Origin of the sequence: Carnobacterium sp. FSL W8-0810 (assembly GCF_038007125.1) — a bacterium.
GTDB lineage: Bacteria > Bacillota > Bacilli > Lactobacillales > Carnobacteriaceae > Carnobacterium_B > Carnobacterium_B inhibens.
Genome location: NZ_JBBOWO010000001.1, coordinates 2,072,549 through 2,094,738, shown reverse-complemented (window position 1 = coordinate 2,094,738; position 22,190 = coordinate 2,072,549). Strand labels below are relative to the sequence as shown.

The following is a 22,190-nucleotide window of genomic DNA, read 5'->3' as shown; positions in this document are numbered from 1 at the left end:
TTTGAAAATAGGAAGAATTGTTAGTGTTTCCGGTCCTTTAGTTACAGCTGAAGGAATGGAAGAAGCAAATATCCAAGATATTTGTAAAGTCGGCAAATTAGGTCTAATAGGCGAAATCATTGAAATGCGCGGAAATGTAGCCTCTATTCAAGTTTATGAAGAAACATCTATGATTGGACCTGGAGAACCTGTTGAAACTACAGGGGACGCGTTATCGGTTGAATTGGCTCCTGGGATGATTGCACAAATGTTTGATGGAATTCAACGACCTCTAGATAAATTTATGGACAAAACAGAAAGTAACTTTTTAGTTCGCGGAGTAAGTATTGAAGCCTTAGATCGAACAAAAAAATGGGAATTTACACCAACCGTTGAAGTTGGACAAAAAGTATCTACAGGAGATATTGTAGGTTCAGTTCCCGAAACCAAAGTTATTTCTCATAAAATCATGGTTCCACATGGCGTTGAAGGTACAATAAAAAGTATTGAACAAGGTCAATTTGATATCAATGAAACGATTTATAGTATTGAAACAGCAGATGGTGTAAAAGAGTTTACTATGATGCAAAAATGGCCTGTTCGACATGGTCGTCCAACGGCTAAAAAACTAAATCCAGTTGAACCAATGGTAACTGGACAACGTGTTATCGATACTTTGTTCCCAGTAGCTAAAGGCGGTTCAGCAGCTGTACCAGGTCCATTTGGAGCGGGTAAAACGGTTGTTCAGCATCAAATTGCGAAATGGGCAGATGTTGATTTAGTTGTTTATGTTGGTTGTGGTGAACGTGGAAACGAAATGACAGACGTAATCAATGAGTTCCCTGAATTGATTGACCCTAATACAGGCGAATCAATCATGGAAAGAACGATTTTGATTGCGAATACTTCTAATATGCCAGTTGCAGCTCGTGAAGCTTCAATTTATACAGGAATCACGATTGCAGAATATTTCCGTGATATGGGTTACAGCGTAGCAATTATGGCGGATTCAACTTCTCGTTGGGCAGAAGCGTTACGTGAAATGTCTGGTCGTTTAGAAGAGATGCCAGGTGATGAAGGGTATCCAGCCTACTTAGGTAGCCGTATCGCTGAATACTATGAGCGTGCAGGGAAAGTGATTACGTTAGGATCAGAAGGCAGAGAAGGCAGCATAACAGCTATTGGAGCAGTATCTCCTCCAGGAGGAGATACATCTGAACCCGTAACACAAAATACGTTACGGGTAGTAAAAGTTTTTTGGAGCTTGGATAATTTGTTGGCTCAAAGACGTCATTTCCCTTCAATTGACTGGTTGACTTCTTATTCTCTTTACTCAAATGAATTAAATGCTTATATAGGAAATGCTTTGGATAAAGATTGGTCTGCTATGGTTACAAGAACAAAAGCACTTTTACAAGATGAGTCTGAGTTAGATGAAATTGTACGTCTAGTCGGAGTTGATTCTTTATCCGAAAAAGACCGATTAAAACTAGAAACAGCTAAAATGATTCGTGAAGACTTCTTGCAACAAAATGCTTTTGATGATGTAGATACGTACACATCAAGAGAAAAACAATACGAAATGTTGGCGACTATTTTGAACTTTGAAGATGAAGCAAGAGCGGGTATGGAACTTGGTGCTTACTTTGCTGAAATCATGAAAGGCACAGTTGCTGTTCGTGAACAAATCGCGAAATCTAAATACTTCCCTGAAGAACAAATTACTAAATTTGAAGTGTTAAGAAATGACATTAAAGCTGCTATACATGAAGTTGTTTCAAAAGGAGGTATGGAATTAGATGCTTAAAGAATATCGCACAATAAATGAAGTCGTAGGGCCTTTAATGGCTGTTGAAGGTGTAGAAGGTGTCAAATTTGATGAATTAGTTGAAATTCAGATGCAAAATGGCGAAAAAAGACGTGGACAAGTTCTTGAAATTGATGGCGATAAAGCTATGGTTCAGATTTTTGAAGGATCAAGCGGGATCAACTTGAAAGATACAAAAGTTCGCTTTCTAGGAAGACCTTTATCTTTAGATGTTTCTGAAGATATGGTTGGGCGAGTATTCGATGGAATGGGACGTGTGAATGATGACGGCCCAGAATTGATTCCTGAGAAAACATTAGATATCAACGGTGAAGCTATCAATCCAATGGCTCGTGACTATCCAGATGAATTTATTCAAACAGGTATTTCTTCTATTGATCATTTGAATACATTAGTTCGTGGGCAAAAATTGCCAGTGTTTTCAGGTTCTGGTCTGCCACACAAAGAACTAGCCGCTCAAATTGCTCGTCAAGCAACTGTAAAAAATTCAGATGAAAAATTTGCCGTTGTATTTGCAGCTATTGGAATCACTTTTGAAGAAGCCGAGTTCTTTATGGAAGACTTCCGTAAAACTGGCGCAATCGACCGTTCAGTTATGTTTATCAATTTAGCTGATGATCCAGCTATTGAGCGGATCGCAACGCCTAAAATGGCATTGACTGCAGCAGAATATTTAGCTTATGAAAAAGATATGCATGTATTAGTTATTATGACGGATATGACAAACTACTGTGAAGCGTTACGTGAAATTTCAGCAGCACGTCGTGAAGTTCCAGGTCGTCGTGGTTACCCTGGATATCTTTATACAAACTTGGCTACTTTATATGAACGTGCGGGTCGTCTAGTAGGAGGAAAAGGGTCAGTAACACAAATTCCTATTTTAACAATGCCGGAAGATGATAAAACTCATCCAATTCCAGATTTAACGGGTTACATCACTGAAGGTCAATTGATTTTATCTCGTGAACTATACAATAGTGGTGTTCAACCGCCAATCGACGTATTGCCTTCTCTTTCTCGTCTAAAAGACAAAGGAACAGGTGAAGGGAAGACCAGAAAAGATCATGCAGCAACGATGAATCAATTATTTGCTGCTTATGCTCAAGGAAAACAAGCTAAAGAACTCGCAGTTGTTCTAGGGGATTCTGCCTTGTCAGATGAAGATAAAATGTTTGCAGAATTTGCGAATCGTTTTGAAAAAGAGTACGTGAATCAAGGAAACTACACAAATCGTACAATCGAAGAAACGTTGGACTTAGGATGGGAATTGTTATCTATTCTGCCACGAACTGAATTGAAACGTATTAAAGACGATATGTTAGACGAATACCTGCCGAAAGGGGAGTAAGTCTAAATGGTGAAGTTAAATGTAAATCCTACAAGAATGGAATTAGCGACATTAAAAGCAAAACTAAGTACAGCAAGCCGTGGCCATAAATTATTAAAAGATAAACAAGATGAATTAATGAGACAATTTATTTTATTAATTCGAAAGAATAACGAGTTGCGTGCAGAAGTTGAAATAAAGTTGACCAAAGCGATGCAATCTTTTGTAATGGCAAAGGCTTTGTTGAATGAAAAATTTATTGAAGAACTAGTAGCTATCCCACCTCGGAGTGTTAGTCTTGATTTGTATGAAAAAAATATTATGAGTGTAAAAGTACCTGTAATGAATTTTAACTACAATGATAATGGAAACTCTGAAGAATTGGTTTATGGTTACCTTAATTCTAATAGTGAGTTAGATACATCTATTGAGCAAATGGCAGATGTACTAAAACAACTATTGGAATTGTCTGAAATAGAAAAAACGTGTCAATTAATGGCAGATGAGATTGAAAAAACTCGTCGTCGAGTAAATGCCCTCGAATACATGACGATTCCTCGATATGAAGAAACAATCTATTTCATTCAAATGAAATTAGATGAAAGCGAAAGAGCAGCAATTACTCGTTTAATGAAAGTTAAGGACATGGGATAAATTACAACATAAACAAACGGTATGAAATCAAGACTAATTTTCTTGGTGTAGTACCGTTTTTTTTGCTGGAATAACATTGGTATACGTTGAAGGTGAAATTTTGACAATATAAAAACGGTTCCTATAAATAAAAAACTATAAGCAATTGGAATTTTATGCTAAACTAGAGAATAAGTTATCTTTAACAGATAAAAACGAGAAGTAGCTAAAGATTGTTGAGGTGTTTAGGATGAACCAAAAATTTTCATTTGAAATTATGGAAGAAATGGCTGTTCTTTCTGAAAACGCTAAAGGATGGCGCAAAGAATTAAATCTGGTGAGTTGGAATGGCAATGCTCCTAAATTCGACATTCGTGATTGGAGCTCTGATCATGAGAAGATGGGGAAAGGCATTACCTTAACAAATGAAGAAATGACTGAACTCAAACAGTTTTTAAACTCTTAGGCAAATAGCATTTGTTAGATCTGGATAATGGGAAAGAAGTATTTCGTACATTTTAAGGATAGGAAGGATTTTGACATGACTGAACGTGGACTTTTAATTGTTCTTTCTGGACCGTCTGGAGTAGGAAAAGGGACAGTAAGACAGGCAATATTCGAGAGCGGAGATAACGATTTTGATTATTCGATTTCAATGACGACTCGAAAGCAAAGAGCAGGAGAAAGAGATGGAGTAGATTACTTTTTCAGTACAAAAGAAAAATTTGAAGCTTTGATTGAAAGCGGAGGATTATTAGAATATGCTGAATATGTAGGGAATTACTATGGAACTCCTCTTGAGTATGTTGAAGAAACATTGCAACGAGGCAAAGATGTGTTCTTAGAAATAGAAGTTCAAGGAGCCCTTCAAGTTCGTGAAAAAATGCCTGAAGGAATATTTATCTTTTTAACACCACCAGATTTAAAAGAATTAAAATCTCGTATAGTTGGTCGAGGAACAGATGAAATGCCTGTAATTGAACAACGTATGACAAAAGCAATTGAAGAAATTGATTTAATGCGTTATTATGATTATGCGGTTGAAAACGATAAAGTCGAGAACGCTGTTAGAAAAATCAAACAAATCATTGAGAGTGAACATTTAAAAGTGTCACGCGTGATAGAACGTTACAAAAAAATGATTGAGGAGCTGTAAAAATCATGATGTTAGAACCATCTATTGATAGTTTATTAGAAAAAATTGAATCAAAATATTCGTTAGTTACTTTAGCAAGTAAAAGAGCCCATGAACTTGATGGTGGCTCAATGCCGATGTTAGAAAACTATCGTTCACATAAAAATGTTGGTCGTGCTTTAGAAGAAATTAATAATGGCGATCTAGTTATTGACCCAGTAACGGTTGGACCTGAAGAATAAGACACATATCTAAAAAGTGCTTCAAAGTAATGGTTTTCTTACTTTGAAGCACTTTTGTCTTAAAATAAAGAAGAATAGATTGGATTACCGTTAAGAATTAGAGGATAGCCAAGACAAATGCATCTATTTCTAGTAAAATAAGTATAAAAGCGTGATAATCCCGTTCTAGTTCGAAAAGAAAATAGTAAAGGCAGCTCTAAATGAGCATACTGAGTAATGGCTAAGAGTCTTTTAGTTTTAACAGCTTAGGTAAACAGTAAGTGGGGAATAGAAACAATGGTTTTTGAAACCTTATCAGGAGGGATGTTAGTTGTTAAAAGGGAAAAAAATTGCAGTATACGTAACCGGAGGTATTGCTGTCTATAAAGTTTCTGATTTGGTAAGACGCTTAATAAAAGCAGGGGCTACAGTAAAAGTAGCTATGACAAAATCTGCCACTGAATTTGTTACACCGTTAACCTTTCAAATTTTAAGTAAACATCATGTATATACAGATACATTTGATGAACGCGAAGGAGACAAAGTCAGTCATATTCATTTGGCTGATTGGTCTGATCTAGCAGTAGTAGCTCCAGCAACAGCTAACAGCCTCGCTAAAATGGCAAACGGTCTAGCAGATGATTTTGTATCTACGGCATTGTTAGCTACAACAGCCCCCGTATTTATTGTGCCTGCAATGAATCAGCATATGCTGGAAAATCCAGCAACGGTCAGAAACATTCAAACTCTGGAAGATGACGGTCGTTTTGTGATGGAACCTGATACAGGTTTTCTAGCTGAAGGGTATAATGGAAAAGGCCGTTTCCCTGAGACGGAAAAAATTGTTGGAACGATCCAAGAATTTTTATTAAATAAAGAACCCAATTTACCTTTGAAAAATAAAAAGGTTGTTATTACAGCTGGAGGGACAAAAGAAAGAATTGATCCCGTTCGATATATTACGAATGATTCTTCTGGGAAAATGGGGTACAGCTTAGCTATTGCTGCACGTAATTTAGGAGCAGATGTTTGTTTGATTTCAGCCTCTAAGACATTGCAGACGCCATATGGAGTAAGTTTAATACCGGTTGAAACGGCACAACAAATGCATCAAGCTGTTGATGCTGAGTTTGATACTGCTTCTATTGTTATTATGTCTGCTGCTGTATCCGATTATCGACCAGAACAAGCCTTAAATGAAAAAATAAAGAAAAATGAGCAGGAAATGATACTTAAATTAGTGAAAAATAAAGATATACTGGCTACTCTGGGCAGTCAGAAAAAGCATCAATTTCTAATTGGTTTTGCTGCCGAAACAACAAACGTTGAAGAATATGCTAAAGGAAAACTAATAAAGAAAAAGGCTGATATGATCGTTGCAAATGATGTCTCTAAACCTCATGCAGGATTTAATAAAGATACAAATGAAGTAACGATTTTTATGGTTGACGAAGAACCTGTAGAATTATCAGTTAATAGTAAACAAGCAATCGCTGAAGAAATACTAGCTGTTGCTCTTACTAAAATGACGAAATAAAGGTGTGAGAATGAGTGGTTTCAATTGCTAAAGTTATTGTGGATATACCAACAATGCAGACAAACAAACCTTATGATTACCGTATTCCGGATGAACTTGAACAAGATGTTGTCCGAGGAATGCGTGTCGTAGTTCCTTTTGGTTTAGGAGCGAGAAAAGTACAAGGCTTTGTTGTAGAAATTACTCACTCAACAGATTATGAAGGCGAGTTAAAATCTATTGTTGGTTTGATGGATTTAACAGCAGTTTTAAATCAAGAAATGCTGCTGTTAGGAAAAGAAATGGCACGTAAAACCTATGCTTTCCAAATAACGTGCTATCAAACAATGTTACCGGCAATTTTGAAAGCAAAATACGAAAAAAAAATCCGCTTGATTGATGAAATACCAGAAGATCTATTTTTTGAATTGTTTAAAGGCAAGAATGAAATCAACTGGGATGAAGCAGAATCAAGAGCTATTTTGCCTCAATTGATCGATTTAAAGAAAAAAGATGCTGTAGAAGTTGTTTATGAAGTGAAAAATCAAGCAAAGACGAAGAAAAAAAGAGTACTTCAAGCTAATTTATCTTTTGAGCAATTAGAAGATGAAAAAATTTCATTAGGTAAACGTGGACCCAAACAGCGGCTGCTTTTAGAAGTCTTACAAATGTTAGACGATAAAGAGATTAGTGTAAGTGAGTTGACTTTATCAACCAAACTTACTGCATCAGATATTCGAACGGGTGAAAAAAAAGATTGGCTGACAATCAAAGAAGTTGAGGTTTACCGTGATCCGTTTAAAAATCAAAGTTTTAAACCAACTGTGTCTTTTCAATTAAATGAGGGGCAGGAAAAAGCCATTCAACCGATTTTAAAGGCCGTATTTGAGGAAAGAACTGAAGTGTTTTTGTTAAAAGGGGTAACGGGTAGTGGAAAGACAGAAATTTATTTGCAAACTATTGCTCAAACACTGCAAAATAATAAAAGTGCTTTAATGCTAGTACCTGAGATAGCTCTAACGCCTCAAATGGTCAATCATTTTAAAGGCCGTTTTGGTGAAGAGGTAGCCGTACTGCATAGTGGATTATCCGTTGGTGAAAAGTATGATGAATGGCGTAAAATCGAACGAGGCGAAGCTCGTGTAGTTGTAGGTGCACGTTCATCTATCTTTGCACCGGTAAAAAATATTGGAGTAATCATTATAGATGAAGAACATGAAGCTACGTATAAGCAAGATGAAAATCCAAGATACCACGCTAGAGATATAGCCATTTGGAGGGCCAATTACCATGATTGTCCAGTTATCTTAGGAAGTGCTACTCCGTCATTAGAATCAAGAGCACGAGCTCAAAAAAACGTCTATACATTGCTGGAATTGCCTACAAGAGTTAACCGCAAAGAATTACCAGATGTTGAAATCGTAGATATGAGAGAAGAAGTGAAAAATGCCAATCGAAGCAGTTTTTCGGTTCTTTTACAAGAAAAAATTCGTGATCGGATAGCAAAAAAAGAACAAATTGTTTTATTACTAAACCGACGTGGTTATTCTTCGTTTGTTATGTGCCGAGATTGCGGTTTTGTTTTACCTTGCCCAAATTGTGATATTTCCTTGACACTACACATGGATACGAAAACAATGAAGTGCCACTATTGTGGTCATGAAGAAAAGATTCCTTATACTTGTCCAAGTTGTAAAGGGAATAAAATTCGTTATTATGGTACTGGAACCCAAAAAATTGAGGAGGAGCTAAAAGAAGTTCTTCCTGAGGCAAAAGTGATCCGAATGGATGTGGATACTACCCGGAAAAAAGGTGCACATGAAAAGTTGCTGACTTCTTTTGGAAATGGTGAAGCAGACATTTTATTAGGCACACAAATGATCGCAAAAGGGTTGGATTTTCCAAATATTACACTAGTAGGCGTTTTAAACGCGGACACTGGATTAGGATTGCCTGACTTTAGAGCCAGCGAGCGTACATTTCAATTATTGACTCAGGTGAGTGGGCGTGCGGGTAGAGCAGAATTAACTGGAGAAGTCATCGTTCAGACATTTAACCCTGAACATTATGCCATTCAGTTAGCTAAAGAACACGACTATGATACATTTTATAAAAAAGAGATGTCTTTGAGACATCGAGGGAGTTATCCACCTTACTTTTATACCGTTCTCATTACAACGAGTCATGAAGAAGAACTTGCGGCTGCAAAGAAAATGCAGCAGATCGTTCAATACATTAAACCTCAATTGCAACCTGAAACGATTATGTTAGGGCCAACGCCTAAAGCGGTAGCTCGTATGAATAACCGATATTACTACCAAACAATCATTAAATATAAAAATGAACCGCATTTAAAAGCAGCCTTGCAAACAATTTTGATGGAATCTCAAAAAGAAATGACAAAAGGGCTACAAATTGCTATTGATTCTGAACCAATGAACTTTATTTAATGGTTGAAGATTTAGTTAGCAAAAAATAGAAAGAGAGAAGGTCAATGATGTCCGTATTGCCAATTGTAAAATACCCCAATCCCATCCTGACTACTCCTACAAAAGAAGTAGAAGAAATTACCGATGAGATTATCCAACTATTAGAGGATATGCATGAAACAATGATCGAAAATGATGGAATTGGAATCGCAGCTCCACAAGTAAATAGTAACCTCCGTTTAGCATTAGTAGAAATTGATGAAGATTCTGGATTATTTGAAATGATTAATCCAAAAATTGTTCAATCATCTGGAGAAGCCATTGATGTAGAAGGTTGTTTGAGTTTTCCAGAAGTGTACGGAACTATAAAAAGAGCGGATACGATCGTATTAAGATACTATGACCGCAATGGCGATGAATATGAAGTCGAAGCAGATGACTATTTAGCACGTGCGTTTCAACATGAGTTGGAACACTTGGATGGCAAGTTGTTTACAGATAAAATCATTCAAAAAATCAAACCAGAAGATTTAGAAAGTTATATGGAGGCGAATTTAGAATGACCAAAATTATATTTATGGGAACCCCGGCATTTTCAGTTCCTATACTCAAAGCTTTAACAAACTCAGAATATGACGTAATAGCGGTTGTGACGCAACCAGATCGACCTGTGGGAAGAAAGAAACTATTAACACCTTCACCTGTTAAAGCAGCTGCGCTTGAACTTGGATTGCCTGTTTTTCAACCAGAAAAAATTTCGGGTTCACCAGAAATGGATGCACTTATCGCTTTAGAACCAGATTTGATCGTTACAGCAGCATTCGGACAGTTTCTGCCGCAAAAATTATTATCTGTACCTAAATATGGTGCTGTAAACGTACATGCATCATTACTTCCTAAGTACCGTGGAGGCGCACCCGTTCATTACGCTCTTATAAAAGGGGAAAAAGAAACTGGAGTTTCGATCATGTATATGGAGAAAAAGATGGATGCAGGCGATATACTTGCACAACGTTCATTAGAGATTACTGAAAATGATGATGTTGGAACCTTATTTGATCGGTTAAGCGTACTGGGCAAAGAATTGTTGATGGAAACTTTGCCTAAATTATTGGCAGGAGAAATCACACCGTTAAAACAAAACGAAGATGAAGTTACTTACTCGCCTAATATTAAACGTGAAGAAGAAATGATAGATTGGAATAAAACAGCCCAAGAAGTTGATTATCAAGTTCGCGGCATGCGTCCTTGGCCAGTGGCTTATACGTTATTAGAAGGTAAAAGATTGAAATTATGGGATGTAAGACCTACTGATGAAAAAACAACTGCTATTCCAGGTACCATTATCAAAATGGATAAAGAAGCGATTTATGTAGCTTGTGGAGAGCAAACTGTTGCAAAATTAAATGAAGTCCAACCAGCTGGAAAAAGTAAAATGAGTGTTATGGCTTTTTTAAGTGGAGTAGGAAGCCAACTGAACGTTGGAGAAAAGGTAGGGTCAAATGGAAACTAATCAAAATCCACAAAAAAGAAATGTCAAAAAAACTAGTCGCTATCTAGCGATGTCTATACTAGAGCGGACAGATAAAACAGGGTCTTATTCAAACCTTCTTATTAACGAAGCGATTCAAAAAAATAAGTTGAATGCCGCAGATGCTCGCTTGTTGACTGAATTGGTCTATGGCGTATTGCAACGGAAATTAACTTTGGATTTTTATTTATCTCCATTTTTAAATGAAGATAAAAAAATTGATGCATGGGTACGGAATCTTTTAAGACTCTCTATTTACCAAATGATTTATCTGGATAAAATACCTGCTCATGCTATCCTTTTTGAGGCAGTAGAAGTCGCTAAGAAAAAAGGGCATATTGGTATAAGTAAATTTATAAACGGAGTATTAAGAAGTGCCGAACGTAAAGGGTTTCCTGATACTGAAACTATCTCAGACCCGATTGAACGATTGAGTATCGAACTTAGTATGCCAAGATGGTTGGTAGAGAAATTTACTGCTGATATCGGATTGGAAGAAACAAAACACTTAGGTGAATCTTTGCTTCGTCCAAGTCATTCAAGTGCAAGAGTAAACGGAAAATTTTTGACAGTTGATGAAGCATTAGAAGCAATGGAAGAAGAAGGTTTTGATGTTCGTGAGAGTGTCATTTCTCCAGTTGGTATCGTCAGTGATGGCGGACACTTTGCTTCTTCACCACTGTTTCAATCTGGTCAATTAACGATTCAAGATGAATCTTCTCAATTAGTTGCACCAGCTTTACAAATCGAACCGCATCATCAAGTATTAGATGCTTGTGCTGCTCCAGGCGGCAAAACAACGCATATTGCTTCTTACTTATCTGCTGAAGAAGGCGGAAAAGTAACGGCACTTGATCTTCATGAACACAAAGTGGCATTGATTACAGAAAATGCTAAAAGAATGCATGTAGAAGATGTGGTAACAGCCATGAAATTAGATGCAAGAAATGTAGATCAAGAGTTTTCAGATGAACAATTTGACCGTATATTAGTAGATGCTCCGTGTTCTGGTTTAGGATTAATGAGACGTAAGCCTGATATTAAATACACTAAGAAAGAAAAAGATTTATTAAATTTACAAAAAGTACAACTTGGTATTCTGGAACAAGTCGCTCCAAAACTAAAAGTAGGTGGACTTTTAGTTTACAGTACGTGTACAATAGCAAATGAGGAAAATAAAGATACGATTGAACATTTTTTAGCTGCACATGAAGAATTTGAAAAAATTCCAGTTGTTGCAGCAGAAGCTCTTTCTAAATGTGTGAAAGATGGATTCTTACAACTTTATCCGCATGATTTTGGAACGGATGGGTTCTTTATTAGTTGTGTCCGAAAAATACAGAAATAAATTTAATTAAGATCAAAGGAAAGATAACTAAAAATGGGGTGGTGCGGGGAAAAGTAATTAGCCCATATCTTTGTCCCACTTCCTTTTTAGTTTGTCTTTTTATACTTGATGAGTGATTAAATTTCTGTATCATTTCACTACGGCTTGTTTGTTCAAGCCGCAGTGAAATGATACAGAACGTTCATGATCAATTAAAATTTGACAATGTAATCAATAGTGAAAGGCATGAGGTGAAACAATGGAGATTGTATTTCGTAGTGATACCGGAAAAAAGAGAAAAAATAATCAAGATTTTGCTGGATATTTTATAAATAAAAAGAATATTAGACTAGCTATTCTTTGTGATGGAATGGGAGGACATCGAGGCGGCGATGTGGCTAGTGAAATGGCCGTTTCTCATTTAGGGCATACATGGGAAGAATCCGATGTTCAAGATGCTGAACAGATCACACAGTGGATGTTGACACGAATTAGTCGCGAAAACAAACGCATTTTGGAGAAATCACGTAAATTTTTTGATTTAGAAGGAATGGGTACAACACTTGTAGCAGCAGCAGTAGTAGATCAAGAATTTGTGATTGCAAATATTGGTGATAGCAGAGCTTACCACTATACTGGAGGCCGATTAAATCAAGTCACTGAAGATCATTCTTTAGTAAATGAATTGGTAAAAAGCGGAGAAATTTCTTCTGAGGATGCTGAAAATCATCCAAGAAAGAATGTGCTGACACGTTCATTAGGTGTAACGGAAGAAATCGATATTGATGTAACGATTTTACCCGCATTGCCTAATGATCAAATGTTGCTTTGTTCAGATGGATTAACCAATATGGTGGAAGATGAAGATATAAACGAGGTTTTGAGTATCCAAAAATCGAGTGAAGAAAAAGTTGAAACTTTAGTAACAATGGCTAACGAGCGTGGAGGTTATGACAATATAACAATTATGTTAGTTCAAATCACAGCAGAAAGGGGGGATAACAATGGAAATGGGTAAGAAACTTAATGGGCGATATAAAATTATTGGTACAGTTGGAGCTGGAGGTATGGCAAATGTTTATCTTGCAAAAGATCTCATTTTAGAAAGAGATGTAGCAGTTAAAGTATTGCGTTTCGACTTTAGAGATGATCAAGATACCATTCGACGTTTTAAACGTGAAGCGTTGGCTGCTACAGAATTGACGCATCCTAATATTGTCAGTGTTTATGATATTGGAGAAGAAGAAAACAATCAATACATTGTAATGGAATACGTCAAAGGAATGGATCTAAAGCATTATATCCATAGCAATTTCCCTATTCCTTACCAAAAAGTATTGGATATCATGAGACAAATACTGGCAGCAGTTGCAGAAGCCCACAAGAATAGTATTATTCATAGAGATTTAAAACCACAAAATGTTTTGATCGATGAAGAAGGTACAGTGAAAATAACGGATTTTGGTATAGCAGTAGCGCTATCGCAAACGTCTATTACCCAAACCAATTCTTTATTGGGTTCGGTTCATTACCTCTCTCCAGAACAAGCAAGAGGAGGAATGGCGACGAAACAATCTGATATTTATTCGTTAGGCATTATCTTGTATGAATTACTAACAGGTAATGTACCTTTTGAAGGCGAATCTGCAGTATCGATTGCTTTGAAACATTTTCAAGAGTCCCTGCCTTCTGTTAAAGATTTTGACCATCGTATACCGCAACCATTAGAGAATGTTGTTCTTAAAGCAACAGCGAAAGAAACTGTGGACAGGTATCGAACCGTTCAAGAAATGGCTTCTGATTTAGCAACTTCTTTGACACCTCAAAGAATCAATGAGCCAAAATTTGTACCAGCTAGTATGATGGAGAAAACTAAAGTGTTGGAACCGATTGTTCCCGTAGCTCCTACAGTCATGGCGGAAGAAAAAGCTGCTGAAGCAGAAACTGCTAAAGAAGACAAAAAAAATAAAAAAATAAAAAAAGACAAAAAAACCAAGAAGAAAAAACGAAAGATCATCTGGTTGACATTGTTGTTACTTGTTCTTGTTTTTGTAGGAAGTATGGTGGCATTAGCTCTTACAGCTCCTAAAGATGTTTTTGTACCAGATGTTATAGGTATGTCAAAAGAAGAAGCCAAAGAAGCTCTTTCGATGGTAAACTTAACAGTCAAAACGACGATTATAGAAACAAGCGAAGATGTTGAAGCAGGTCTCATAACACGAACAGATCCGGAAACAGGAACAAGTGTGAAAGAAGAAACGGATGTTAATCTTTATGTTAGTTCTGGGAAAGAAACGGTTTCATTTAGAGATTATATAGGTGAGCCTTATGAAGAAGTTAAAGCAGAACTCATTGAACAAGGTTTTGATACTAAACGAGTAGATGCCAGCAGCGAAACTTATCCAGAAGGTACGATTATGGAACAAAGTGTAACTGAAGGTGAAGAAGTGGTTCCAAGCGAAACAACAGTGACATTGACTGTGAGTACCGGCGAAGCCATGATTGAAATGAGAGATTTGACAGGTTATTCTGAAAAAGGTGTACAAGACTATGCTAATGAAAATGGGTTGACTGTAACATTCAAAGAAGAATATTCTAATGACATTTCAGAAGGTCAAGTTATTTCACAAGATCCTGCTGCCGGTGAACTATTGTCAAGTGGGACGCCTTTCTCAGTGGTAATTTCGTTGGGTAAACAGCCTGTACAGACCTTTTCAAAAAAAGTAAGTATCCCTTATGCTGAACCAAAAGCGGAGGAAGAGTCTGAGAAAGAGTCAGAAAGCAGCTCTCAGGAGTCAACTCCAGTACCGAACGAGATTATTATCTATATAGAAGATGAAGAACATACTTTAGATAAAGAATTCCAGAAGTTCACTATTACAGAAGATTTTGAGACAGTTATTCCATTCGTTCTCCAAGAAGGTGACACAGCATCTTATCGTATTGAACGAGACGGAGAAGTGATAGAAGAAAAGACAAACGTTACAGCTGAATGATAAAATAAATCAAAAGGATTCAGAAACTATTTTAAGTTTCTGAATCCTTTTTTTGATCATAAAAAATAAAACTAGGATGATTAAAATCTTGCTTTCTTGAGTTTCATTCAGTAGAGTAGAAAAGAGAGCACGATTTAGGAGGGGTTTTATTGCCGGAAGGTCAAATTAGAAAAGCATTAAGCGGTTTTTATTATGTGTATTACAAAGGAGAAACCTATCAAACCAGAGGAAGAGGGAATTTTCGAAAAAGAGATTTAACACCTTTGGTTGGTGATTATGTCTTATTTGAAAGTGGCAATTTAAGTGAAGGTGTCGTACAAGAATTGTTACCTAGAAAAAATGAACTAGTCCGTCCTACCGTAGCAAATGTTGACATAGGCGTGGTAGTGATGTCTGCTATTGAACCAAATTTTTCAACAAATTTATTAGATCGCTTTTTGGTTACTTTAGAAAGCAAAGGAATCCAAGCCATTATATATATTAGTAAAATTGATTTATTAACTGAAGAGTTGTTTCAAGAATTAAAAGAAAAACAACAGGACTATGAAAAAATGGGTTATATTCTTATTGTTCCTGAACCAACAGATAACAAAAAATCGTTAGAAAAATTAACTTCTTATTTCCCTAATAACTTAACTGTTTTTATGGGCCAATCGGGTGCTGGAAAATCAACCTTGTTGAATAGTATTGCTCCTGATTTGTTGTTGAAAACTGCTGAAATCTCAAGTTCACTTGGGCGTGGAAAACATACAACAAGACATGTTGAATTGCTGCCTTTGTATGACGGATTAGTAGCAGACACTCCAGGGTTTAGTTCAATTGATTTTTTGGAATTAGAAGCAGAAGAACTCTCATCTTGTTTCCCTGAATTTGTTGAGGTACAAGACCAATGCCGTTTTAGAGGATGTATGCATAAAAAAGAACCAGGCTGTCAAGTTAAAAAAGATGTTGAGTCACATGCGATACCGGAATATCGGTACAAACATTACTTGCAATTTTTAAATGAAATTGAAAGCCGTAAACCACGATACGATAATAAAGATAAGAAATGAGGACGAGTAAATGAAGTTAGCACCATCTATTTTGAGTGCAGATTTTGCGAATTTAGAAAGAGATATCCGTTTAGTTGAAGATGGAGGGGCAGACTACATTCATGTTGATGTGATGGATGGACATTTTGTTCCTAATATTACCTTTGGAGCGGATACAGTAGCTGCTATCCGTTCAGTTACAAAATTGCCTTTAGATTGTCATTTAATGGTTGAGTACCCAGAAAATCACATTGAAAATTTTGCTAAAGCAGGAGCAGACATTATTACTGTTCATGTTGAGAGTACACCTCATATTCATCGTGTGATTCAATTGATAAAAAAACAAGGCGTTAAAGCAGGAATTGCGGTTAATCCAGGAACACCAATCGAATCCTTGATACATGTGTTGGATCTAGTTGATTTGGTTTTAGTTATGACAGTCAATCCTGGCTATGGCGGACAAAGCTTTATCCCAGAAACTTTAAAGAAAATTGAACGAGCTAATGAATTGAAAAATAAAAAGGGTTACAGCTACGAAATTGAAGTTGACGGAGGAATAGCAGAAGGTACGGCTAAACAATGCAAAGAAGCAGGAGCATCTGTTTTTGTTGCTGGGTCATATATTTATACTGCAGACGAACCACTTAATAGAATGGCATTATTAAAGGATGCGGTAAGGTAATATGGTACAACTTGCCATTATGGTCGGTGGACCGTACGATCGCATACCGGACATTAAACAAGCCGATTCGAAAGAAATCATTTGGATAGGTGTAGACAGAGGTTCTGTACGTTTGCTAGAACAAGGAATTATTCCTAAAATAGCCCTTGGAGATTTTGATTCGGTTACAGAAGAAGAATTAAAAGAAATAAAAAAAGAAGTTGGCGACGTTCGAGTCTATAAAGCTGAAAAAGATGAAACGGACACCGAATTAGCAGTTCAAATAGCTTTTGATGAATTCGATCCGAACAGTGTATCGATTTATGGTGCTACTGGCGGAAGAATGGATCACTTGTTAAATAATATCTACATGGTATTTCAACCTAAATTTTTCAAACAAGCCACTAAAATTCGCTTAATAGATAAACAGAATACTATCACTTATTACAAGCCGGGTACGCATAAGCTAGTTAAAGAAGTGGATAAGAAATACCTTGCCTTTACCTGTTTGTCCCCTGTAGAACGTTTATCTATAATGGATGCAAAATATCGTTTGAGCCATTCAGACTTTACTTATCCAATCTCCTTGGCCAGCAATGAATTTGTTTCTGACACCGTAACTTTTTCATTTGATTCAGGATTAATTGCTGTCATCCAAAGCAAAGACAATGAAACTATTGGTAGCTGAAACAAGTCTTCTGTATGAAAAATAGAACAAATAAAAAGAACCTTTTCCATGACGATGGGAAAGGTTCTTTTTTAAGTAAAATTATACGCGTTCAATTTTACCAGATTTAAGTGCTCGAGCAGATACCCAAACTTTTTTAGGTGATCCGTCAACCATGATGCGAACTTTTTGTAAGTTAGCACCCCAAGTACGTTTTGTTTTGTTCATAGCGTGAGAGCGGTTATTTCCGCTTCTTGCTTTACGTCCTGTAATTACACATTCTTTAGCCATTAGTCTTTCCTCCTTTGCCGATATATCGAAGCAAAGCTTCAATCAATACTCATACTTCAATAATTTATCATAATTCGGTTGCCTTTGCAACAATTTTCTTTCAAGGAAATTTACTTGACAGGCTTTTTTATTTGCTTATTATCATTAAAATGAGGAATAAATTACGGAAACTTAGTTTTTCTTTTCTTAATGGGTCTGCTATGATAAAATATAGAGTAGTAATTTATGGCTTGCTAGCCAAAAGGAGGATTTTTAACATGGCAGTTAAAATCAAAACACAATTCGGAACAATAGATATTTCAAATGAAGTCATTGCAACCGTGGTTGGTGGTGCTGCAACCGAAATTTTTGGAATCGTTGGAATGGCAAGTAAAAGCCAAATACGTGACAATTTAAATGATATACTGAAAAAGGAAAACTATTCACGCGGAGTAATTGTGCGTCAAGAAGACAATGGTGTTGCAATTGATATTTATATTATTGTAAGTTATGGAATAAAAATTTCTGAAGTCAGCCGTAATGTGCAAGAAATCGTAAAATACAATTTAGAAACCATGCTGGGTGTTACTGCTAATACTGTAAATGTCTTTGTACAAGGCGTTCGTGTATTAAATGACTAAAAAAATATTTATTAAAAGAAGAAATAGTTACTGATACTTTGTTGGGAAGTAACTAAGGAGGATATATGTAGTGAAAGTTACAAAATTAGAAGGTAAACAGTTTCGCTTAATGGTAGCAACAGGTGCTGATCGTTTAGATAAAAATGCGGAATATGTAAACTCGTTGAACGTTTTTCCAGTTCCAGATGGAGACACAGGGACTAATATGAATTTATCATTGGCAAGTGGCGCTAAAGCAGTTGCTAATACAACTTCTGAAAGTATAGGGGATCTATCAGCGGCTCTTTCAAAAGGTTTATTGATGGGCGCTCGTGGAAACTCTGGAGTTATCTTATCTCAATTGTTTAGAGGATTCGGCAAAGCTATTGAAAATAAAGAAACGTTGTCTTCTAAAGACTTTTCAGAAGCATTTACTAGAGGTGTGGAAACGGCTTATAAAGCAGTTATGAAACCAGTTGAAGGAACGATTTTGACTGTGGCTCGTGAATCTGCTAAAGTCGGTGAAAAAAAAGCAAAAGAAACTGATGATATTGTTGAAGTAATGGAAGCAATCGTACGAGGTGCTAAAAAATCATTAGCTAAAACGCCTGATTTATTACCTGTACTTAAAGAAGTTGGGGTTGTTGATAGTGGTGGACAAGGTCTTTTATTTATTTATGAAGGATTCTTAGAAGTGCTATCTGGGAAAATTGTAGAAGAAGACATTTACCAACCTTCTGCTCAAGAAATGACAGAATTAGTTAATGCTGAACACCATAGAAGTGTTTCTAATCATATCCATACTGAAGATATCAAATTTGGTTATTGTACAGAAATCATGGTTCAAATTGGTAAAGGCGAAACAGTTGACAGTGAATTTGACTATGACATATTCCGTAATCATTTAAATGAAATCGGAGATTCTTTATTGGTTGTATCTGATGACGAAATCGTTAAAGTTCATGTTCATACAGAACATCCAGGAGAAGTTATGAACTATGGACAAAAATTTGGTTCATTGATCAAAATCAAAGTTGATAACATGCGTGTTCAACATGAAACGATTCTTGAAAATGAATCACCACAACCTGCTAAAAAAGCAGCTAAAACACCTTATGGAATCATTGCTGTTGCAGCCGGTGAAGGTGTTCAAAACTTATTTAAAAGTTTAGGTGTGGATTATGTTATCAGTGGCGGCCAAACAATGAATCCAAGTACAGAAGATATTCTTAAAGCAATCGAAGAAGTTAATGCGGAAAAGATTATTATCTTACCAAACAATAAAAATATATTTATGGCAGCTGATCAAGCAGCTGAAGTTAGTGAATTACCAGTGGTTGTTGTTCCTAGTAAGACAGTATCACAAGGTATGACAGCGATGTTAGCATTCAATGAATTAAATGACTTAGACACGAATAAAGCTGAGATGATGAACGAATTATCGAATGTTGTTAGTGGACAAGTGACTAATGCTGTAAGAGATACAGATATCGATGGAATCTCTATTAAAAAAGATGATTTCATGGGAATTATTGAAGGCAAAATTAAAGTATCGCAACCTGATCGTAAACAAGTTACGATTGAAACCTTAAAACAAATGATTTCAGAAGACAGTGAAATTGTGACGATTTTACTTGGCGAAGATGGCGATAAAGATGAAGCTGATGAAATTGCGGCGGAGATCGAAAACCTATTTGAAGATGTAGAAGTAGAAGTTCATGACGGTCAACAACCTGTTTATCCTTACATCTTGTCAGTAGAATAATAAAAGAGACAAAAATAGATACGGATTTCATTCCATTCCTATTTTTGTCTTTTTTAGTCAATTAAAATGGCTACATATAAAGTAGGTAGAGTTTTATTTTAGAAAAAAGGCACTAAAGGGAGGTGAAAGACAAGTCAAAAAATCAATGAAACTGTTTTTGATTTGTCTAAAATTATATGACAAAGTCAATTTATGATAGTGTTTCTGTCCTCCCTTATGTTGGAGAAAAGCGGTTAGAAGCATTGCATCAATTGGGGATCCATACCATTGCTGATTTGCTTTCTCACTATCCGATCCGCTATGAAGACATTCAAGAAAAAGACCTATTGGAAATAGAAGATCAAGAAAAAGTAACGTTAAAAGGGAATGTTGTTTCAGAAGCGGTCGTCAGCCGATTTGGACCCAAAAAGAATCGGTTATCATTTCGACTGATTATTGAACATGCAGTAATAACGGTAACATTTTTTAATCAACCCTATTTAAAAAGTAAAATCGTTACTGGGGAAGAAATGGCTGTATTTGGGAAATGGGATGCAAAAAGAAAAAATTTAATGGGGATAAAGATTTTAGGTACCCGTTCTGATGCTGAACATGGCGATTTTGAATCTGTTTATAGTGCAAATAAACACATTAAACAAAGTACGATTCTGCAATTGATCACCGAAGCCTTCAAACTTTATGAAGACCTCATTCCTGAAGTTGTACCACAGGAATTAAAAACAAAATACAGACTTATTTCCCATCACGATGCTATTTCTGCTATGCATTTTCCAGCATCAGAAGAACAAAAAGTCCAGGCCAGAAGAGAAGTTGTTTTTGAAGAATTTCTCTTGTATCAAATGCGCATGCAAATTGTGCGTAAAAAACAAAAAGCAATGGGTAAAGGAAATTCAGTTAATTACAACGTTAAGGATTTAAGAAACTTTATTGAAACCTTGCCTTTTGAATTAACGAAGGCTCAAAAACGTGTAGTGAATGAAATCTGTAGTGATTTAAGACAACCTATTCATATGCATCGCTTATTGCAAGGAGATGTTGGAAGTGGGAAAACGATCGTTGCTGCAATTGCATTGTATGCTGCTGCAAATGTTGGTTTTCAGTCTGCTTTAATGGTTCCCACTGAAATTCTTGCTGAACAGCATATGGAAAGTTTAGATGAGCTTTTTGACCCTTTGGAAGTTAAAATAGCATTGCTAACAGGTTCAACAAAAACAAAAGATCGACGCATTATTTTAGAACAATTAGCGAATGGTGAATTGGATGTCCTTATAGGAACACATGCATTGATTCAAGAAGATGTACATTTTTCTCGTCTTGGTCTAGTTATCACAGATGAACAGCATCGTTTCGGGGTAAATCAACGAAAATTATTAAGAGATAAGGGAAAAGATGCGGATGTTTTATTTATGACCGCAACGCCTATTCCGCGAACATTAGCTATTACAACATATGGTGAAATGGATGTTTCGATTATCGATGAAATGCCTGCTGGAAGAATACCTATTCAAACTACGTGGATCAAACCACAAAACTTTGAAAAGACATTAGAATTTATTGAAATTCAATTGAAAAAAGGATCTCAGGCGTATGTTATTTGTCCGCTTATTGAAGAGTCTGAAAGTTTGGATGTTAAAAACGCGACAGATATCTATGAAAAGTTATCCGTATATTATGGTGGCCGTTTTGAAGTAGGGTTATTGCATGGAAAAATGAAATCTTCTGAAAAAGAAAGCATTATGGAAAATTTCAAAGAGCGTAAACTAGATGTGCTTGTTTCTACAACCGTTATTGAAGTTGGGGTAAATGTGCCCAATGCGACAACAATGGTGATTTATGATGCAGATCGCTTTGGATTGTCTCAACTGCATCAATTAAGAGGACGGGTTGGTCGAGGCGTCAAAGAATCTTATTGTATTCTAGTCGCAAATCCCAAAACGGAAAACGGAATCGAACGAATGAAGATAATGACTGAAACCACAGATGGTTTTTTATTGAGTGAAAAAGATTTAGAATTAAGAGGTCCTGGAGATTTGTTTGGGAATAAACAGTCAGGGCTGCCGGATTTTAGAGTTGGGGATATCATTGGTGATTTTGGAGCCTTAGAAGCAGCCAGACAAGAAGCAGCCCAATTGGTTAATCAAAAAGATTTTCTAACAAACAAAAAATACCAACCAATCAGAGAAGCGGTTGGGTTTAACGAATTAGAAGGTTTAGATTTTAATTGAGGTTACAGTATCATTAGTGTTAAAATTCA

Annotated in this window: 20 protein-coding genes; 19 read left to right on the top strand and 1 reads right to left on the bottom strand. The window is 36.2% G+C overall.

Annotation, left to right across the window (positions count from 1 at the left end):
* Position 1 precedes the first annotated feature (1 nt).
* From NST49_RS10085 to NST49_RS10010, 16 genes are all read left to right on the top strand, one after another.
* Positions 2-1,786: a V-type ATP synthase subunit A gene (locus tag NST49_RS10085; RefSeq protein ID WP_341048391.1), complete on the top strand. Its 1,785-nt coding sequence runs from the start codon at positions 2-4 to the stop codon at positions 1,784-1,786.
* Positions 1,779-3,155 (top strand): V-type ATP synthase subunit B, encoded by a 1,377-nt coding sequence (locus tag NST49_RS10080; protein WP_023177613.1) that lies wholly within the window; start codon positions 1,779-1,781, stop codon positions 3,153-3,155. The genes NST49_RS10085 and NST49_RS10080 overlap by 8 nt, the downstream gene beginning before the upstream one ends.
* 6 nt (positions 3,156-3,161) lie before the next feature.
* Positions 3,162-3,788 carry a V-type ATP synthase subunit D gene (locus NST49_RS10075; RefSeq protein WP_023177615.1) on the top strand — a complete coding sequence of 209 codons (627 nt, stop codon included), beginning with the start codon at positions 3,162-3,164 and terminating at the stop codon, positions 3,786-3,788.
* Positions 3,789-4,017: 229 nt separating this feature from the next.
* Complete coding sequence (locus tag NST49_RS10070; RefSeq protein WP_023177617.1) at positions 4,018-4,233, top strand: YdbC family protein; 216 nt, start codon at positions 4,018-4,020, stop codon at positions 4,231-4,233.
* Positions 4,234-4,308: 75 nt separating this feature from the next.
* Positions 4,309-4,923 carry a guanylate kinase gene (gene gmk / locus NST49_RS10065; protein WP_023177619.1) on the top strand — a complete coding sequence of 205 codons (615 nt, stop codon included), beginning with the start codon at positions 4,309-4,311 and terminating at the stop codon, positions 4,921-4,923.
* 5 nt (positions 4,924-4,928) lie between these two features.
* Positions 4,929-5,144, top strand: coding sequence for a DNA-directed RNA polymerase subunit omega (gene rpoZ / locus NST49_RS10060; protein ID WP_023177621.1), 216 nt, complete (start codon positions 4,929-4,931; stop codon positions 5,142-5,144).
* A gap of 310 nt (positions 5,145-5,454) precedes the next feature.
* A complete protein-coding gene (gene coaBC / locus NST49_RS10055; protein ID WP_341048388.1) occupies positions 5,455-6,660 on the top strand; it encodes a bifunctional phosphopantothenoylcysteine decarboxylase/phosphopantothenate--cysteine ligase CoaBC in 1,206 nt (401 codons plus the stop codon).
* Between the two features lie 14 nt (positions 6,661-6,674).
* Positions 6,675-9,089: a primosomal protein N' gene (gene priA / locus NST49_RS10050; RefSeq protein ID WP_341048386.1), complete on the top strand. Its 2,415-nt coding sequence runs from the start codon at positions 6,675-6,677 to the stop codon at positions 9,087-9,089.
* Positions 9,090-9,136: 47 nt separating this feature from the next.
* Positions 9,137-9,631 carry a peptide deformylase gene (gene def / locus NST49_RS10045; RefSeq protein WP_023177626.1) on the top strand — a complete coding sequence of 165 codons (495 nt, stop codon included), beginning with the start codon at positions 9,137-9,139 and terminating at the stop codon, positions 9,629-9,631.
* Positions 9,628-10,581 (top strand): methionyl-tRNA formyltransferase, encoded by a 954-nt coding sequence (gene fmt / locus NST49_RS10040; RefSeq protein WP_187948582.1) that lies wholly within the window; start codon positions 9,628-9,630, stop codon positions 10,579-10,581. The genes def and fmt overlap by 4 nt, the downstream gene beginning before the upstream one ends.
* The gene (rsmB, locus tag NST49_RS10035; RefSeq protein ID WP_251166099.1) at positions 10,571-11,947 is read left to right on the top strand and encodes a 16S rRNA (cytosine(967)-C(5))-methyltransferase RsmB; all 1,377 of its coding nucleotides are present in this window, start codon (positions 10,571-10,573) and stop codon (positions 11,945-11,947) included. The genes fmt and rsmB overlap by 11 nt, the downstream gene beginning before the upstream one ends.
* Positions 11,948-12,185: 238 nt before the next feature.
* Positions 12,186-12,944 carry a Stp1/IreP family PP2C-type Ser/Thr phosphatase gene (locus NST49_RS10030; protein WP_034536504.1) on the top strand — a complete coding sequence of 253 codons (759 nt, stop codon included), beginning with the start codon at positions 12,186-12,188 and terminating at the stop codon, positions 12,942-12,944.
* Positions 12,931-14,922: a Stk1 family PASTA domain-containing Ser/Thr kinase gene (pknB, locus tag NST49_RS10025; RefSeq protein ID WP_341048382.1), complete on the top strand. Its 1,992-nt coding sequence runs from the start codon at positions 12,931-12,933 to the stop codon at positions 14,920-14,922. Before NST49_RS10030 ends, pknB begins: the two co-directional genes overlap by 14 nt.
* 149 nt (positions 14,923-15,071) lie before the next feature.
* The gene (gene rsgA / locus NST49_RS10020) at positions 15,072-15,974 is read left to right on the top strand and encodes a ribosome small subunit-dependent GTPase A (RefSeq protein ID WP_023177636.1); all 903 of its coding nucleotides are present in this window, start codon (positions 15,072-15,074) and stop codon (positions 15,972-15,974) included.
* A 10-nt stretch (positions 15,975-15,984) separates the two neighbouring features.
* Entirely contained in the window at positions 15,985-16,635 is a 651-nt protein-coding gene (gene rpe / locus NST49_RS10015) for a ribulose-phosphate 3-epimerase (protein WP_023177637.1), read from the top strand.
* A gap of 1 nt (position 16,636) precedes the next feature.
* A complete protein-coding gene (locus tag NST49_RS10010) occupies positions 16,637-17,302 on the top strand; it encodes a thiamine diphosphokinase (protein WP_341048379.1) in 666 nt (221 codons plus the stop codon).
* Between the two features lie 81 nt (positions 17,303-17,383).
* Here NST49_RS10010 and rpmB read toward each other — a convergent pair whose 3' ends face one another.
* Entirely contained in the window at positions 17,384-17,572 is a 189-nt protein-coding gene (gene rpmB, locus NST49_RS10005; RefSeq protein ID WP_023177641.1) for a 50S ribosomal protein L28, read from the bottom strand.
* A gap of 257 nt (positions 17,573-17,829) precedes the next feature.
* Here rpmB and NST49_RS10000 point away from each other — a divergent pair, with 257 nt between their 5' ends.
* The 3 genes from NST49_RS10000 to recG all read left to right on the top strand — a co-directional run bounded on the left by NST49_RS10000 (position 17,830) and on the right by recG (position 22,161).
* The gene (locus NST49_RS10000) at positions 17,830-18,192 is read left to right on the top strand and encodes an Asp23/Gls24 family envelope stress response protein (protein WP_023177643.1); all 363 of its coding nucleotides are present in this window, start codon (positions 17,830-17,832) and stop codon (positions 18,190-18,192) included.
* Between the two features lie 70 nt (positions 18,193-18,262).
* Positions 18,263-19,936 carry a DAK2 domain-containing protein gene (locus NST49_RS09995; protein WP_034536513.1) on the top strand — a complete coding sequence of 558 codons (1,674 nt, stop codon included), beginning with the start codon at positions 18,263-18,265 and terminating at the stop codon, positions 19,934-19,936.
* Positions 19,937-20,112: 176 nt separating this feature from the next.
* A complete protein-coding gene (recG, locus tag NST49_RS09990) occupies positions 20,113-22,161 on the top strand; it encodes an ATP-dependent DNA helicase RecG (RefSeq protein ID WP_341048375.1) in 2,049 nt (682 codons plus the stop codon).
* Positions 22,162-22,190: the final 29 nt, after the last annotated feature.

Coding starts and splice junctions, on each gene's coding strand:
- pknB (WP_341048382.1), top strand. CDS start 12,931: ATGGAAATGGGTAAGAAACTTAATGGGCGATATAAAATTATTGGTACA.
- rpmB (WP_023177641.1), bottom strand. CDS start 17,572: ATGGCTAAAGAATGTGTAATTACAGGACGTAAAGCAAGAAGCGGAAAT.
- recG (WP_341048375.1), top strand. CDS start 20,113: ATGACAAAGTCAATTTATGATAGTGTTTCTGTCCTCCCTTATGTTGGA.
- rsmB (WP_251166099.1), top strand. CDS start 10,571: ATGGAAACTAATCAAAATCCACAAAAAAGAAATGTCAAAAAAACTAGT.
- gmk (WP_023177619.1), top strand. CDS start 4,309: ATGACTGAACGTGGACTTTTAATTGTTCTTTCTGGACCGTCTGGAGTA.
- rpe (WP_023177637.1), top strand. CDS start 15,985: ATGAAGTTAGCACCATCTATTTTGAGTGCAGATTTTGCGAATTTAGAA.
- def (WP_023177626.1), top strand. CDS start 9,137: ATGTCCGTATTGCCAATTGTAAAATACCCCAATCCCATCCTGACTACT.
- NST49_RS10000 (WP_023177643.1), top strand. CDS start 17,830: ATGGCAGTTAAAATCAAAACACAATTCGGAACAATAGATATTTCAAAT.
- NST49_RS10075 (WP_023177615.1), top strand. CDS start 3,162: ATGGTGAAGTTAAATGTAAATCCTACAAGAATGGAATTAGCGACATTA.
- NST49_RS10080 (WP_023177613.1), top strand. CDS start 1,779: ATGCTTAAAGAATATCGCACAATAAATGAAGTCGTAGGGCCTTTAATG.
- NST49_RS10010 (WP_341048379.1), top strand. CDS start 16,637: ATGGTACAACTTGCCATTATGGTCGGTGGACCGTACGATCGCATACCG.
- NST49_RS10070 (WP_023177617.1), top strand. CDS start 4,018: ATGAACCAAAAATTTTCATTTGAAATTATGGAAGAAATGGCTGTTCTT.
- NST49_RS10030 (WP_034536504.1), top strand. CDS start 12,186: ATGGAGATTGTATTTCGTAGTGATACCGGAAAAAAGAGAAAAAATAAT.
- rpoZ (WP_023177621.1), top strand. CDS start 4,929: ATGATGTTAGAACCATCTATTGATAGTTTATTAGAAAAAATTGAATCA.
- fmt (WP_187948582.1), top strand. CDS start 9,628: ATGACCAAAATTATATTTATGGGAACCCCGGCATTTTCAGTTCCTATA.